This window comes from Lacipirellula limnantheis, assembly GCF_007746075.1.
Lineage (GTDB): Bacteria > Planctomycetota > Planctomycetia > Pirellulales > Lacipirellulaceae > Lacipirellula > Lacipirellula limnantheis.
Genome location: NZ_CP036339.1, coordinates 4,624,557 through 4,640,020, shown reverse-complemented (window position 1 = coordinate 4,640,020; position 15,464 = coordinate 4,624,557). Strand labels below are relative to the sequence as shown.

Sequence of the window (15,464 nt, the reverse complement as noted above, 5' to 3'; positions counted from 1 at the left end):
CAAGCTAAGCGTTGGCGATCGATCTCACCTCGGCCAAGAGGCGTATTTGAGGCGCGGATCGTAATGACCCCCGAACCCAATGGGACGCTTCTAGCAAGCATAGGATATTTAGGCCTTAGAGTTTGCAGCAGACGCCGATTGGATTGGGACGCGTTCCTCTTCCGCCGTCGTCGCCGCGTTGCTGGCTACGCCGGTAGCGATTTAGCCTGTCCAGCGTGACCCATTCGGGTTTTGCTATACTGCCGCAATGGCCAAGTATGTCCGCTACGCCCTGGCGTCCTTTTGCTTCGCGGCGAGCGTTGGGTGCTTGGCGTTTTGGGGATGGACGTCATTCGATTAAGGAGGCAAGTCACGCTTCGGTCCGCGTTTGTCGTCACAACGATTGTGGCTGGGCTGCTGGGGGTGGTGGTACGGTTGTGACCGACGGGATTTCGATGATGAACAATCCATCGCCAATTCAACCACTGAGGTTTCCCCTTTATTGGCCAGAGCCCTCGAGGCTGGAGCTAATTCTTCGATGTATTCCAATCTTCGGGTGGATTGCTGCGGGCGTATTAGAGCGAGCTCGCCTGGACCCAATCGCCGACAAGCTTTTTCTTCAATTCGAAGCGAGAATTGAACAATCGCCCGAGTATTGGAGCGACAAACTACGTAAACGGATCTCGCGGGCCCTAATCGATAGCTGTGTTAAGGCCTGCTGCTGGCCTCACTCTCATTTCATTCCACAGGATTCGTTTGGAGTGATGATTAAGTCGCGAACAGGGAATGGCTGCGAGTGGGACGCGCAGTTCCGCATCGAGAAAGCTCTCGGCATAGTCTTGACTGGAAAGGAGTGGCAAAAAATTGCTGACTTAACGCTTGACGAGGTCGTCGACGTGCTGGCAATGCGATCGGAAGCCGGTGGCTTACGAGGGTGAATAATTAGATTCCCCGCTATAGTTGTTTCTGATGCGGTCGGCTTGCACGATTCGTTGTCGACTACGGATTCTCGCGCCTCGATTCGATCTGGAAGTACGCCTTTAGTGCTAAGCCATTGATTGTGATAATCAATGCGCCAAGAGCTACGAAGCCCCAACCGATTTTTCGAGAAACTCGAAGGAGTTCGAGTTGAATCTCTCTATGAACGTCGTCTCGCTTTGTTGTTTCAAAAATTCGTACTATCTTCTCAGACTCAGCGAGCGGCATAACCTCTGCGGCTGCAAATCCATAGATTGCAATTAGAAGTCCTAGCAGCAGACCAAGTAGAGGGGCAATGCGTTTCACGATGTTTATATGCGGTTAGTCGTGAGTTCCACACCACTCGTCGCAGAAATTTTCAGGACATGGACCCAGCGTTGGCGTGAGTATCCCAAATATACCCCCAGCGGCTCCTAGGAAAGTATTACCAATGTCAGCGCCGGTGCCTGGTTTGCCCCAATCACCCCATACCTCCCAGTCGGATTCAAGGAAAGCAGCTCCAACCCCTCTCACGCTGGCCGAAGCCGACGCAAACGAGATCGCGGAGCTTGAAGAGGAGCAGTTGGCCGCGGGGTCGAGTGGCCTAGAGTGGTATGGTCGCACGGCGAAGGTGTTCGAGCGATTCTTGGCTTCTCGTTACGGTTGCCGGCGAAACACGACGGTCGCTTGTGCAGGCAATTCACGCCGTCCGCGTTATCTTCGGAAGTGCGACATAACCCGCCAATGCACCGGACCGGGCTGGCGGTATAATTTCTGTCGGTCGCGCGCCGCGCGGTGCCGGCCCGGCCGGTGATCGGCACTACGTTCGCTGACGGAAGGCAATGCAACGCGTGCGGGCCCTGCCGATACCGTGCGTTGCTATTGAGTGCGTGCCGTCTCGTTGTGGTGCCGTGCGGGTAGTCGCGTAGCTCTAGCAGAAGATACGGCCATCGTTTGAGCAACGAACCAGATAAAGTGACCCCGCTTGACCGCCAGTCTCGGTCTGCGGTCCGGGACGCTATAGTCGCCTACATGAAGGGCGAGGTCCGCGCATTTGAATTCGAGGACCTGTACTCGGCCTCTGTTGCTTCCCCTGATCCGGCCGTCCAGAAGATCGTGAAGGCGCTGTGGGGCTGCCACTGTGACACCAGAAATCATCCAGTCTCCGTCGCTGCGGAAGGGTGGGAAACCATGCGGCGGATCATTGCCTTCCTTTCAACCGATCTGGATATCTCGTCAGCGTCTGGAACGCCTTGGCCCTTTCGGGATGAAGGCGACTGGCGCAGGAACGAGCCGCTGGTACTTGAAGTGGAATTGCCGCCCTATGATCAGGCCATTCACTGTCGGCCCATTCATCCGTGGTGGGATAGAATTCCGACGAGCATCGGTCTGCTGATTGTGGTGGGTTCGATCCTCGCAATGGTCGTTGGAATGATCGCGTGCTTCTGACGAGAAAAGAAGACAGCGAACAAAGCCTTCCAGCAGAATCGCGATCACGTCTTGCGGTATTGAGAATCGATTGCCTGCGATCTGCTGAAGGCAGCCGTTCAAACGGCCTTCTTACCGCCGGCGGCAACGCTTGACGGGCGACTGATCCTCGTTAGACGTCACCACTGACAACCTATGTGAATAGATCGTCGCGGCTCGCGCGACGTGGCCCCGCCAAAACAAGCGGCGGCATCTTCGATCCTTCCAAGGGCCGCGAGATGCCGCCGTTTTTTTGTTGCGCAGATGAAATCGCGCCGATCCCGCCATCCACCCAACGAGAGAGATTCTGCTGTCATGTCTCATCAGCCGTATCCCGCATTCTCGCCCGCCTGCTTTGGCGACATCGTTCGCAGTAGAGACCGCGAAGGCGCACCTCATAACGCGAGCACGCGGAATGACATTGGCCGGACATGATGTCCGGCAAAACTTCGTCGTGATAATTGTCACCAGTGTCGCTCTCGCGCTCCACCGTTTTCAAACGCGCTTGCGCGCAACTCGGCCGCGTCCTGAAACTAGCATGGCAGGCGGCTCCGCGAATCGTCTCTCGCGTGAGCGCTGATGTTGGCACTGGCCAAGCTGCCCGGCGACCACTTCACCCCACACGCCCACAAGCCCCGAGGCGGCGATTTAAGGAATAGTTTGTTGAGGGGCGTCTGCGAGGTCGAGCTGCCCCGTTTCCTCGCGAGAGCGGGCCGCCTGGGGGCCTGCAGGAGGCGTGAGTTGATGAGTCGATCGGCCCCTTCCGGGAGCATCTGACGCAGCGGAAAACGGCGAGCCGGACTCGATGGAGGGCAATAAGTGCGTGGGCCCCCGTCGGGGGGCGCGTGCTACTCAGAATCGGCGCTGCGAGAATCAATCTCGGCGTCGATATCCCGCACCCGCGCCTGATACCGCTTACGGTTCGCGGGATGGTGAGGAAGGCCCAGGCGTCGATTCCATTCTTGTCGCTGGGCGCGTAGCTCCTCTATGGAGAGCTTCTTAAGGCCCTCCGGCCAATCCCTCAGGATTCGCATGCTGCGGCTCATGGCGTCATGTTACTGCGGTCGACATCGGATTGCATTCCCGCGGCGGCGGTTACAATGCGGGGCATGAGATTCAGGCTGTCAGCAATGCTTGGCGCGGTGGCGGTCGTGGCCATGACGTTTGGTTTTTGGGCCCTTAGCCCCGACGAGCCTATGGCCATCGTTCCCTGGGCGCTGATAACGCTTTTGCTCGCCATCGTGCTGACTACGCTCGCTCTGATGGTCAGGGGCTTCCGTCGTTAGCTCGCCTGACCCCGGCCGGGAGGCTGGGGGCTAGGGCTGCTTCTTTTCGCTCTGCGCATGGTGGCCTCAACCACTGCCAGCTGGCGGTGCGCAGATTAACGTGGCCGCTAAGCAAACCACCAAATCACCCGATGAAGATTGCGCCCCAGGCCGCGATTGCCGACCTGTACCAAGGGCGGAAAGTCCCGTCTGGATTTGAGAGAAACCGAGCGCGATGCAGAGCGCGGGTTTGCCAAGTCCCCGGGCGATGAGAGTCTGAGGCCAGCAGAGCTAGCCCCGCACAGCAATTGCGGCGACCGTGAAGAATATCTTCAGGCTGGTGGGCATGCCCGTAGTCTATCCACTACCTCGCCGGATTGCATTCCATCGCCGGCGGGTAAAATGCGGGATATGAGACGACGAGAGCGTACCCCAAACGAATGGTTCGTCCTGATCTTGGTGCTGTGGGTGGCACTGGACTCACTCGGGATGCTTCTGCCGTATTTGGCGTCCTGACCCAGGCCGGGAGGCTGGGGGCTAGGGCGTAGGGGGTTGATGACGAGTTAATGATGACAGACGTTAGCGACGGATCCGGAGTGAGAGGTCCTCTCAAAGGTTGGCCAGTGGGCTGCGGTGAGTTTCTAAGTCGTTGGGAGTGGCGTTACACGTGCATGTGATCATGCTAGGCTGATAATGAAGGCCGCATTTTGCAAGAAGTGCAAGTTCTCCCTGCGAGCTTGCTTCATATCGGTAACGTTAATCGCTATAGCTGCCTTCGGAATTCGGGAAGCGGCGCTGCAAAATCAGAGGCTGTCGGTTTCGTCTGAAATAACCCTCCGACTTCATTTGGCGTTACTGGGAATTCTCGCAGCCGAAGACCGGTCGCCAAACTGGCGTTTCTCTAATGTCAATGACTCTGATGGCAAAGCTTTAAGTAGTTGGCGGTATTGGACGGGGCATAACGTAGCGAGCTACCCAGCAGACAGCAAATTCGCTGCCCCATGGGATGCGGCTGCTAATTCATTAAATGCTAGTAGCGCTTGTATCGCATACTGCATACCACGATTATCAGCAGCAACGAACGATCGCAGTACTACTGTTTTTGCTGTCAGCGGACACGGGTCCGCGCTCAACACGTCAGCACCACTCCGAATTTCAGAGCTGGACAGTTCCGCGCGTGACCTAGTAGTGCTCGTAGAAGCGGCCGGTTCGCGCGTCCACTGGATGGAGCCCGGCGATTATTCGATTGATAATATTACCGTAAACCGCGAAAGCAAGATTGGAGATTGGTTCGCAGGAATTCTGCAAGATTGCGTGCATGTTGCGTTCGCCGACGGAGAGGTATGGTGTCTTTCAAGCGACACACCGATGCTCGCAATCGAGCCGTTTCTAACGGTTGACGGGGCGCGTCGCAGTGATAGAAACGCGATGTTGGAACGTTACAGGATCGGCGGGAGACATAAGCTGGATTTGCATGAATTAAACCGATATAGGTAGAGCTACCCCTAACTCTCGACCAGTTCATTTCAAGTAGTTCGTTCTGGCAAGTATTTGGCCCATTATCTCCCCCTCTGGCACCCCGCCCTCATCCTCACCCTCGCCGGCGTCGGCGTTCTCCGCTTCCGCTAATCGATCTCTATTCAATCGGCGTTAATCGACGTGACTGTCGTCGCTGCGTTGCTTGGGCTTGTCGTTGCCATTTAGCGAAGTGTAAGAAAGGCAGAAGATAAGCGTACCCAACAATATCCCCGTCATGACAGCGGCCCCTTGCTCCCAGTGCGTCCACTCAAATTGGCTCCAAGCGACCAAGAGCCCTGTCGTCGCACCTCCGATAGTCGCGCAGTAGCTTGTTGCCTGCCCTACCCTCAATGCCGATCGCGCGAACGCTACTGCGATGCCTCCGCCAAGTAGCGCACCAGCCAACATAACGAGTCCACGGCCTCCCCATGGCGCGACAATGGCAGCCATCGCGACGAGTACCGAGACATTGAGTAGCATTTGCCTTACAGATAAGCGAATCATGTGCTTTTACGGCTGTCTAATTGCTCTTGGCAGCGTCGGCGTTAATCGCCGTGAGCGTCGTCGCGTTGTTGCTGGAGTTGGTGGTGATTCTGTAGGAAACTACCGTGGCGGCGGTTAGAATGCTGGGCATGGATGATCGATCGCCACGATTCAATCTGAAACGGCTGTTTATCGTCACTACCGTGATTGCTTCTCTATTGGGGTGCCTTGTCTGGTTGGAACACGCACGGAGTGAAGCAGACATCTCAGCCATTCGACAGGCATACATTAACGGCCGCCTCACTGAGCAGCAGGCCCGCGATGTCGTCGGCAGCAGAGTCGATGCGTGGCCTAGACGCAATCCCTGACCCCGACTGGGAATGTGGGGACTAGGCTGACTATTTCCGAAAGTGGCTACCATGGACGCCCGACTAATTCTGTCCAGTGTGCCTCTCATTACTGCCTTCGTCGGCCTGTTGGTCCTGAAACGGTTTCGTGCCGGTCGGCGTCCAACGACGAGGGAGGAAAAGATGATCGCGGCGGTCGTATTGGCGTGGTCGACTTTGCCGCTGCTGGTTTAATGCAGCCTGTACTGGCTGTCTCATCGGTGCTTGTGGACGCATTGAAAGCTAATGAAGCAGCGAACGTACTCGATGTTTGCACTACGAGCGAGGCTACTTGGGCAGTCGCAGTTCATGACTACTATTGGGGAAGCTATCCCATTTATCACATGAAGAAAGAGTCGGAGGATCCGACTTGGAAAGCGATTGTGCTGTGCGAGGACATCTTGGTGCCCGGCACCTCCGGTCCCGGCTCACCGCATTCGACAGAACTGAAAGCGGACTCGAAAGGCCGCCTCCTGGTGTTTGGAGCCGTCCCATTTTCAATGTATATCGAAGGCTTTGACTTGCGTGACGGTACGCCTGCTTTTCGTTTCAGCACATCATATCTAGTAGAACATCCATAATGCGGCTATTCGCTCCGTCCTTTGAGACGCGGGACTACGCGGTCTCTGGGGGCGTCTTGGAACGCTTCGCTTTCCGAATCCACACAAAGCAGAAGATCACAGTGACGAAATAGGAGACAGCTGCTCGCACTAAACCGTCCGGCGTTTCGGCCTCCGGCGTATCGAGGCTCAGGTTGCCGGGATAACTCAGTACGCTGGCGACGATCGCCACCCAGGGCATGACGTACAGCAACAGGAATCGCAGTCTGAAACGCATCGTCACTTCGTTCGCCATTTGCGGATCACTTGGCGAGCCAGTAAGTAGCACAACGTACCGACGAGCCAGATCCCCGTGTATAAGAACGCAAAGACCAAGCGAAAGCCGATGCGAAATGCCGGTTGCTCCAGCGTGTCGTGCATCGAGACGTCGATTGAGTCAGCGAATACCCATGCAGCGCCCAGCCCAGCAACGAATGGGACGACGTAGAACAGCAGGAAACGAAGAGATAGACGCATAACCACAATGTGACAAACGCTAGGGGCCGAGGGGGACAAACCTCTCGGCCCTTCGGCATTCATGGAGATAGCACATAACCAAGCATATCGCCATCTACGTGCGCGTCAGCAGCAAACAACAGGATACGAAGAGCCAACTGCCGAGCCCCACGCGTTGGGCCAGCCCAAGGCAACTGACGCGGAGGTTCATTGCCACTGTCTGGCGCGTCTGGTTCGCCCGGCGCGGCGTGTTTCCCATGCGGAGTTGTTGCGATGAAGCGCGGACTCGCCATCCTTGCCGCCTTCGCGATTGTCGCGCATTGGTCGGCGGCGTTCGTCCAGACAATCGACGTGCCGCCGCTGACGCCGCTGGGGCAGCGGAGACCGCGAAGGCGCACTTCATCACGCGTCCACGAGGAGCCGGACATGATGTCCGGCAAAACTTCGTCGTGATAATTGTCACCGGCGTCGATCTCGCACTCCAGCCAGGCCCTAGTCGGCGATTTAAGGACCAGTTGTTTTGAGGGGCATCTGCGCGTTTCCTCGCGAGAACTGGCCGCCTGGGGGCCTACAGGAGCCGCGAGCAGCGCCAACTTGATCAACAACTTCAGCCCACCAGAGTCGCCTCGCAACTCTTGCTAATTGTCATCGCGATGCCGCGATTCACCAATCGATCTCAGCCCGACTGCGGAAGAACTTCCCCGTGAGTTCCTGCGCGGCCTCGTCAGCGAGCCACACCGCCGTGTCCGCGCCTTCCTCTACAGAGCGTGTCGCATCGGGACCGCCCATGTCGGTGCGGACCCAGCCGGGGCACATCGAGTTAACGGCGATTCCATGGTCGCGCAGCGCCGCCGCCAACATGATCGTGACTCCGTTCAGAGCAAGCTTCGACAGGCAATAGCTCGGCACGTTGGCTGACATCCCATCGAGCTGCCCGTAACTCCCTCGGGAGTCCAGCCCTCGCCCTCGATTGCCTGGAGCGCAGTTACCTCGGCGTCGGTTTCGTTGTCCGCGTTAACCCAGCACGAAACATACGCGCCGCCAGCGTCGTTGACGGTCGCGGGGGCCAGTGCGTGAACTTCAACGTAGAACATCGCCGGATTCTAGCCGCGACTGGGCACGTTGTCGCCGATTGCATTCCCGCGGCGGCGGTTAGAATACTGGGCATGACCACGGCAGATTACGTCAATGAGATGTACCCAGATCCAGTCGACGGCGTCGAGTGGGGGCTGTGGTGCACGATGTATTGTCGGTGCAACGCGTGCGATATTGAGCGGGAGACCCCATTCTGGAATGACCCTCCTTGGAACGGGGACGTTATCGCTTGGGCGAAGCAGTTAGCGCCAGAAGTCACGGAAGCCGGCTGGCGGCTCGACACCGACGGCTTCAATCTAATCTGTCCCGCCTGCCCACCCTCACCTGGGTAGTGGGGTCGTAAGTGTGCAGCCCCGAAGTGGGGCCGATCTGGGGCCGCTAAGGATTCGGCGATGGTGCCGAAGTGGGGCTATTGGCGGTTCTCGGCAATCAGCCGCCTTACCAGCGATTCGTCTCCGGACGGACCCTCGTCACCGGAGAATTGGCAGACTTCCATATGGCCGTCGTCGAACACGTCTATTTCAACTCGCTGGCCGACGAGCGTCAGGGCGACGCAAATCGCTTCTGGGCGATAGCGGCCAAGTGTGAAATGAATGCCGGCGGCTTCCAGGTCCGTCAGCAGGGGAAAAAGCGGGTGGTTCATGCCGCTACTATAGTCCATGCCCCCCGCCAATTGCATTCCCGCGGCTGCGGTTAGAATGCAGGGTATGTGGCAATCTGTAGCTAGAGCGTTAGTCGTGACACTCCCCCTCCTGCTCGCACAATACGGGCAATGTGATGCCGCTCCCACAGAGGTTGTGGTAGAGCAGTTCGGTCTGTTTGACGGCATACCTGACGCAATCCATCGACTCGGTAACATCAATCGGATATTTCTTATCGAGGATGACTGGGAATTAGAGCGGTGCCGCTTGCTTATCCCTAAATTACCGGAGAACAACCCACCGACGAAATCGCTGTTAGTGGTGACCTCCTGGCCTAATAGTGCGAGAACTCTCGACACAGTCTCAGTCGATGGGGACGCACTTGTAATCGCAATTACCCAAAAGAAACAAGAAAACTATATAAGATCTGGAATGGGCGATGGGCCACGTTTCATCGTCGTTGGACTTCCGCGGTGGAACGGCCCGGTAAAGATCCTTGTGAATGGAGAACTGGCGTTCACTATCCTCCGCGGCGAAGCACTGGAGGAGTTCACCTACAAGACTTGGGAAGATTTTCTGCGATTGCACTCTGGCGGCCGTCCGACTGGCGGCCTACTCCGACGCTACTGGAAACAGCAATGGCCGACGATAACTGATGACCAAGTTGTCGAGAAAATGAAACAATTTAGGATGGTCAATCCCGAGCCGTTTTACCGCGTGTTTATGAGTGATTTGGTTGACACGCGAGCCCGGGGCGTCCTCCCGAAGTTGTTTACGCTATTTGACGCCATGGGCGACCATGACAAAGCCTTCACTCCTGCTTGGCAAGCCGCGGTCGCGATCGGCGGACCGGACCTCGTCGCGCACTGTTGCAAAGCCCTCGAATCGCCCAACCTAAGGAGCCGGCACGCGGCAATGTTAATTCTGAAGACCCTCGGACTACCGGACACTCGGGACGTTGCCTACCAGCACCTAGCCGATTCCGAGAGTTGGATGGCAGTACAAGCCTTAATGATGCTGCAGGTTATTGGGCCAGCTTCCGACGATGCGGAACACATGGTCGATGCGCTGAGGAAGTTAACGGCCACGTGGAAAGATCCGCCACCTTACGATCCACGAACGGGCAACCGAACTATAGAACCGATAAACGGATTGATCTTTGCGCTTAGCACTTCGGAGAATCCTTCCAACGAGGTCGTTGGGGTTATCCAGGAATTGGAGAGAACCTTTCCTAATGTCAGCGTCCAGAAAAATGCGAGGGACGCCCTGGAGCGAATGGAGGCCACAGTACCCGCGTCGCCGTAGGCAGCATCGCCGAGGCTTAGACGCGGTAACGGTTGCCGTCTACCAACTGACCCCGGCCGGAAGGCTGGGGGCTAGCCCTTCGCCGCCGCCTGCAGCGAACCGTCCGCCAGCGGCCTCAGCAATTCTTCAAGCGGCGCAAGCGTGCTGATCTCCGGATCAAGCCAGCGAGCATACTCGGCCTTACGCTGCAGAATGACCGGCATCCGGTGGTGACCGACGCCGCGCACCTCCTCGCTCGGCGTGGTCGTCAAGAGCGTGCAGCTCTCGATGCGTTCGTCGCCCTGGCCCCATGATTCCCACAGACCCGCTAAGGCAAACGGCTGCCCGCTCGGCAAGCTGAAGTAGTGCGCCTTTTCCTCAAACGCGCCCGCCGGCAGCAGACAGCGTCGGCGCTTGAAGGCATCGCGATAGCTGGGCGTCGTCGAGACGGTCTCCGAGCGGGCGTTAAACGTCTTGCGCTGGAAGGCCGCACGTTTGGGCGTCCCGGCGCTGGGCTTCCACCAGAACGGCAACAGTCCCCACTCGCACAGCACCAACTCACGCTCGCCGCTCTCGTCCAGGCGAACCACCGGCACGGGCTTGAGCGGATAGAAGCCGCCGTCAGGCAACTCTAGCTGGCGCAAGTTCGACTGAATTGAGAACTCGTCGTCCCAGTAATGGACCATCGCCCGACCTGCGGCGGTGCGGTCGCGGCCTTGGATGTAGTGGTGGCACATGAGCACCATCATGCCAGCGCCGCCGCGAGCCGACTAGAATCCCGGACGGGCATACGGCAAGCCCATCACGGCCGCCCGGCAGACGAGTGGCGGGTCGACTGCTGGAGGGCGGCTGTGCTGGCGTCTAGGTTTGGTCGATGATCTGGTCTGCCTTGTGCTCCAGAGCAAAGGCCTCGGCGATCTGTAAGGCTTCCGCCCTCGTCTCCGCGGCTGCGGTGGCGACGACGCGAATGCCGTGCTTCGCGGTAACCAGATACGCAGGCTGGATCCAGACGCTCCGGTTGTTGCGGCCGATGTGGCTGAGTTGGCGTTTGCACTTGTTGTGGCTCATGCCAAAGACGTTAACAGCGCTGCAAGAAACCTACGCTCGCCAATCGCACATCTTGCGGCCAGAGCGTCAGTGGAGCCCAAATCGGAGGCAGGAAACGGGAAAGTTTGCGTCTGGCGAGCGCGAGCGGTAGAGTGGCGGAATCACCCGTAGGCGATGTATTGAGAATGGAACCAGCACCAAATTCAAAGCGCCGACTGTTTTGGTTGCTGCTGCCCGTCGCGTTGACGATCGCGGCCCTTGTAGAATTCTGTGTCTGGTTCAGGATCGGCAGCATCGAAGAATGGCATATCTATCAGGCGATGGACGCCGAATGCCATCCGATTTGGCGGGAGCTTTACTTTGGGCGCATCCAAGCCGGTGATGACATTAATGCAATAATGGCGGTCGCTCCGCCGAGCATCATTGAAGGGGACATGACTTCCGGTTCATTGCGTTACTACAAAGACTATCAGCCGGGAGATCTTCATTTTACGAGCGTGTCAATCGAAGTCAGGAACGGCGAAGCGGCTTGCGCTTACGCAGGGAGTTGTACTTGGACTCGTCAGTTCTTTGACGAAATCGGTCTGGAGGCCGACTATTTTGGACCGTTTAGAGCCCGCAAGCTCGTGCAGGGCGGAGCCATTTCAACCGAGTAACTCGACAACTCACGCCGCCTTCGCCGCCAGCACGGATGAGAGGGTGTCTGCCCCGAGCCGCTTACGAAGATCTGACGCGGCCGCCATATCGACAAACGCTATTTCACCGCGTCTTTATAGGCGATGATTGCCTCGGGAAAGAGTTGCTGCATTTTCTCAGGGGCTTCCCCTGGCGTGTACCGAATTTGCCATACGGGCTGATCTCCCATCCACTTCCTTAGCGTCGACACTCGGAAGGGAGCTGTGGGCGGCAAGCGGACATAGCCCAGGTCGTAAGCACTGGCGGGATTTGTGCGCGGCTCCGGGTCGTCAACAAAGAAGTCGACGTCACAAAGTGGCCGGGCAGGCTCCTCATGCCACTTGGACAAGGTCGAGTTGGATTCCAGCGCCAACTTCCGTCGCTGCACCACGGAGACGTTCCATCCGAGCCACACCGCCACGATCGCCGTGGCAACCAGCATGACGCGGAGGGTGAAGCGGGGGCGGGGCATGGGGTGAGATCGTACTACTCGGCAAGGTCAGCTGCTACTGCGGCTTCGGGAAACAGAGAGAGCACCCTCCCTCTTTCGTCGCGCGGGGCAGATAAGACGCTGATTGAGTCATAACCTTGCTCCCCAAACATCCATAGAAGTCCCGGGGCTGGCGGAGGCTCTCCGCCTGCGTGAGGCTCAAAGATCGTCACGTGTCCTGACGCTATTGCCGCTCTTCGTTGCTTGATCCATTTGATGCTGTAGGCACACCAAACGCAAAGAAGCGTCATTACCACCAGCATGGCGCGGAGGGTGAACCTCGGTCGCAACTGACGCAACGACATCATAGGCGGCAGTCGATCAAAAATCCGACGGCAATAGCCGCCCTAAATCTCGCGCTCGCGTGCCCGCCAAGGAAATCACGCTGGCGACCGCTTGCTTCGCGGCGAGCATGGGGTGTTGGAGTATTGTCCTAAGACTATGTTGCCGGCGGATAATTTTCCAGCAGCGATTCGCGGAAGTTGCGAGAGGCTTGGCCAGCGTAGGCGGCAATCCGGACAGTGTGAACGGACGCGGCAATTTCTAGGAATGAGTTTGCTTTCCCTTTCTCGCCAATTCAACTACCATACCGGATACGTGGAGTGAGGTGTCTAATAGTTCGTGGGATTGGATGCACGCATGAGAATCTTCTTTGTCGCACTCTTCGTCTTGGCATCAGTGGAAAATAACATAGGCCGTGCTCAATTTGCCACGGTGATCAATATTCCCTCGGCAAGCTTGCCCGACATACTTGGCTCCAACACGCAGGTAAATCTCGCCGCAGGCGGCGTAATCGAGAGCAGTGTTTCCGGACTGCCCTATCACTTAGGCCAATCGGATGGTTCCTCTACGAACATCGAGTTCAATGTTTCCGGAGGAACGATGCGAGGGACCGCCCTGGCTTTCGCTGGCACGACCGTTCACGTGGGCGGGGGCGTATGGAATAGCAGTTTGCAGCTTTATTCCGGCAGCAGAGCCTTCATCTCCGGCGGAAATGGACCGGGACTAGTTGTGAAAGACGGCGCGAACGCGATTATTGATGGCGGCGAGAATGGCGCTCGGGTTGAGAACGGCGGGAAACTTACAATAAACGGCGGGCTGGTCAACAATCTGATCGGGCACACCAACAGTCTAATCAGCATCACTGGAGGAAAGATTGGCGGTGGCAGCGAAGGAGTTTCAATTAACAGCAAGATCGACATTCATGGCGGAGCATATGGCAAATTCAACGCCTATTCGCTCGCCGACGTCGCCCTTTACGGAGGTGAGTTTCGACTCGATGGGCAGTTGATCGGCGGTCTTGAACAAGTTGGCGATACCGTCGCCATCGACATACCTAACCGGTCTGTGTTAAGCGGAACCCTTACCGACGGAACTCCAATCGTGTTTACCGCCCTAAAAGGATCGGACGGCGATAGCCTTGCGCCTGGCGTACTGAAGTTGAAAGCAACATCGGTGCCGCCGCCTTTGCCAGCCGATCTACTAGCGTCTCGTGATCCGACGCCGCGAGGGCTTAGAGAAGGGCAGACTCTGCGCGTCGACGCAGGCCAAGTATTGGGGAATTACTTCACTGCAGGCCGAGGCAGCACGCTCATCGTCGACCCCGGAGGCACCGTCGGAAATAACCTGAGATCTGTCGCTGCAACCGTCAAGATCAGCGGCAAACTTAACGGGGACCTTGTTGCAGTTGACGGCAGCCAGATTGAATTATCGGCTGGTTCGAGCATGGGTTCCGTGTTTGCCCAGCGAAGCAGACTTAAGATGACGGGCAGGTCGGCGTTCGGCGTTTTTCTCTACGATAGCACCTTCGATGTTGAGAGGGGAGGCACCGTTGAATTCTTGCGAGGAATGGAAGGCAGTGAGATCAACGTACATGGTGGCCGAGTTGGAACTATCGGGTCAGGTTCTCTGCAAGATACGGTGCAAGTTAATCGTGGCGGCGTCATGAATCTTTTTGGAGGGACTCTTGGGGACGTCTCTCGCATCGGCGGTACATTCAATTTAGCGGGCGGAACGCTCGGAAGGTTCTTCAGCGTTGATCGCGGCGGTGTGCTCAATGTTTCTGGTGGGTCGTTCGGTCAAAGTTTGTACATTGACAGCGGAGCCGAACTCAACTTCTTGGGCACAGAGTTTAAGCTGGACGGCGAGCCGATACCGCGCTTGCAGCAGGGCGTACGTTTCGTGCTTGGAGACCGCGGTCGGACGCTAAGCGGCGTCTTAGCCGATGGCTCGCCATTTGAACGATTTCTTTCGCCCACCATTTCAGCAGGTGCTAAGGTCACTCTCACCCTAGTTCCCGAACCGCAGGCTTTCAGTATTTGCCTGATGGCCTTCCTTTTTGGGTTCTCCAAACGCCGTGCGCTACTGGCGTGTCGCTAGTTTTAAGGGCCGCAACAGCGAGGCTGCCGATTGAATTGCAAGTAGCCTGAAGGACAGGACCGCTTGCTTCCTCAGGTGGATGGCGAGCCGTGTGCTCACCGCTTGCGGGACGCCAGTCGTAATCAGTGTAGCGGGGATGCTTCAATCGATAGTCATTGCTGCCGCTCTGAGAGACTCTGTACCTTGGATTCCGGTGCTCATAGTCATCATCGCGCTCTCGGCGTATGGGATTGCAATTAGACTCCCACACTCTTCGCGTTGGGACAACGACTATCACGATGACGACGCCGACTCTTGAGCCCCACACATCGCCTTCGCCGCCCGCACGGATGAGAGGGGGTCGGCGTCATCCATTTCTGACGCGATGTACTGTGCTCGGAACGCTGTCGGTCGTCGCGCAATTTGCCAGGCGGAGCTAGACGAGTGCCGCCGGACATGATGTCCGTCAACTATCTCGTGATAACTGTCAGCAATGACATTCAAGCCAAGCGTTGGCGATCGATCTCGCCGCGGCCTTGCCAGCCGCTTGGCGGTAACTCGGCGAGGAGCTGACGTCCCACCGAGTAGAAGCGCGCGTGTTGTCGCTGAAAGCTAAGCAAAGGCCCTCTTGCTCCTCAGGAGGTCGCAGGGCGCGCGGCACGTCGCCGGTAGCCCTCCCGCACGCTCTAGCACGGACTCGTAGACGCAGCTCCCACGAACAACCGCCAGCTAAGCCGGCCCGATTGACGATCGACTTGATGGTG

The 15,464-nt window shown here is 57.5% G+C and carries 15 protein-coding genes; 7 read left to right on the top strand and 8 right to left on the bottom strand.

Annotation, left to right across the window (positions count from 1 at the left end):
• Window positions 1-978 precede the first annotated feature (978 nt).
• Window positions 979-1,263: a hypothetical protein gene (locus I41_RS18035; RefSeq protein ID WP_145434297.1), complete on the bottom strand. Its 285-nt coding sequence runs from the start codon at window positions 1,261-1,263 to the stop codon at window positions 979-981.
• Between the two features lie 705 nt (window positions 1,264-1,968).
• On the opposite strand from I41_RS18035, the gene I41_RS18030 reads away from it, so the two are divergent.
• Complete coding sequence (locus I41_RS18030) at window positions 1,969-2,385, top strand: hypothetical protein (protein WP_145434296.1); 417 nt, start codon at window positions 1,969-1,971, stop codon at window positions 2,383-2,385.
• Between the two features lie 3,837 nt (window positions 2,386-6,222).
• Window positions 6,223-6,636: a hypothetical protein gene (locus I41_RS18025; protein WP_145434295.1), complete on the top strand. Its 414-nt coding sequence runs from the start codon at window positions 6,223-6,225 to the stop codon at window positions 6,634-6,636.
• A gap of 34 nt (window positions 6,637-6,670) precedes the next feature.
• Here the strand turns inward: I41_RS18025 and I41_RS18020 are convergent, their stop codons facing one another.
• A complete protein-coding gene (locus tag I41_RS18020; RefSeq protein WP_145434294.1) occupies window positions 6,671-6,892 on the bottom strand; it encodes a hypothetical protein in 222 nt (73 codons plus the stop codon).
• A gap of 2 nt (window positions 6,893-6,894) precedes the next feature.
• A complete protein-coding gene (locus tag I41_RS18015; protein WP_145434293.1) occupies window positions 6,895-7,131 on the bottom strand; it encodes a hypothetical protein in 237 nt (78 codons plus the stop codon).
• 252 nt (window positions 7,132-7,383) lie between these two features.
• Between I41_RS18015 and I41_RS18010 the strand changes: the two genes are divergently transcribed.
• Window positions 7,384-7,563, top strand: coding sequence for a hypothetical protein (locus I41_RS18010; RefSeq protein WP_145434292.1), 180 nt, complete (start codon window positions 7,384-7,386; stop codon window positions 7,561-7,563).
• A 210-nt stretch (window positions 7,564-7,773) separates the two neighbouring features.
• Here I41_RS18010 and I41_RS18005 read toward each other — a convergent pair whose 3' ends face one another.
• Entirely contained in the window at window positions 7,774-8,031 is a 258-nt protein-coding gene (locus tag I41_RS18005) for an SDR family oxidoreductase (protein ID WP_145434291.1), read from the bottom strand.
• 245 nt (window positions 8,032-8,276) lie between these two features.
• On the opposite strand from I41_RS18005, the gene I41_RS18000 reads away from it, so the two are divergent.
• Complete coding sequence (locus tag I41_RS18000) at window positions 8,277-8,537, top strand: hypothetical protein (protein WP_145434290.1); 261 nt, start codon at window positions 8,277-8,279, stop codon at window positions 8,535-8,537.
• 77 nt (window positions 8,538-8,614) lie between these two features.
• Here I41_RS18000 and I41_RS17995 read toward each other — a convergent pair whose 3' ends face one another.
• Entirely contained in the window at window positions 8,615-8,848 is a 234-nt protein-coding gene (locus I41_RS17995; RefSeq protein WP_210420988.1) for a hypothetical protein, read from the bottom strand.
• A gap of 94 nt (window positions 8,849-8,942) precedes the next feature.
• Here I41_RS17995 and I41_RS17990 point away from each other — a divergent pair, with 94 nt between their 5' ends.
• Entirely contained in the window at window positions 8,943-10,151 is a 1,209-nt protein-coding gene (locus I41_RS17990) for a HEAT repeat domain-containing protein (RefSeq protein ID WP_145434289.1), read from the top strand.
• 71 nt (window positions 10,152-10,222) lie between these two features.
• Here I41_RS17990 and I41_RS17985 read toward each other — a convergent pair whose 3' ends face one another.
• Window positions 10,223-10,879 carry an SOS response-associated peptidase gene (locus I41_RS17985; RefSeq protein ID WP_145434288.1) on the bottom strand — a complete coding sequence of 219 codons (657 nt, stop codon included), beginning with the start codon at window positions 10,877-10,879 and terminating at the stop codon, window positions 10,223-10,225.
• A gap of 112 nt (window positions 10,880-10,991) precedes the next feature.
• The gene (locus tag I41_RS17980; RefSeq protein ID WP_145434287.1) at window positions 10,992-11,198 is read right to left on the bottom strand and encodes a hypothetical protein; all 207 of its coding nucleotides are present in this window, start codon (window positions 11,196-11,198) and stop codon (window positions 10,992-10,994) included.
• A gap of 164 nt (window positions 11,199-11,362) precedes the next feature.
• Here I41_RS17980 and I41_RS17975 point away from each other — a divergent pair, with 164 nt between their 5' ends.
• Entirely contained in the window at window positions 11,363-11,833 is a 471-nt protein-coding gene (locus I41_RS17975; RefSeq protein WP_145434286.1) for a hypothetical protein, read from the top strand.
• Window positions 11,834-11,931: 98 nt separating this feature from the next.
• Here the strand turns inward: I41_RS17975 and I41_RS17970 are convergent, their stop codons facing one another.
• Window positions 11,932-12,324 carry a hypothetical protein gene (locus tag I41_RS17970; RefSeq protein ID WP_145434285.1) on the bottom strand — a complete coding sequence of 131 codons (393 nt, stop codon included), beginning with the start codon at window positions 12,322-12,324 and terminating at the stop codon, window positions 11,932-11,934.
• A 657-nt stretch (window positions 12,325-12,981) separates the two neighbouring features.
• Between I41_RS17970 and I41_RS17965 the strand changes: the two genes are divergently transcribed.
• Window positions 12,982-14,721, top strand: coding sequence for a cupredoxin domain-containing protein (locus I41_RS17965; protein ID WP_145434284.1), 1,740 nt, complete (start codon window positions 12,982-12,984; stop codon window positions 14,719-14,721).
• The last annotated feature ends 743 nt before the right edge of the window (window positions 14,722-15,464 follow it).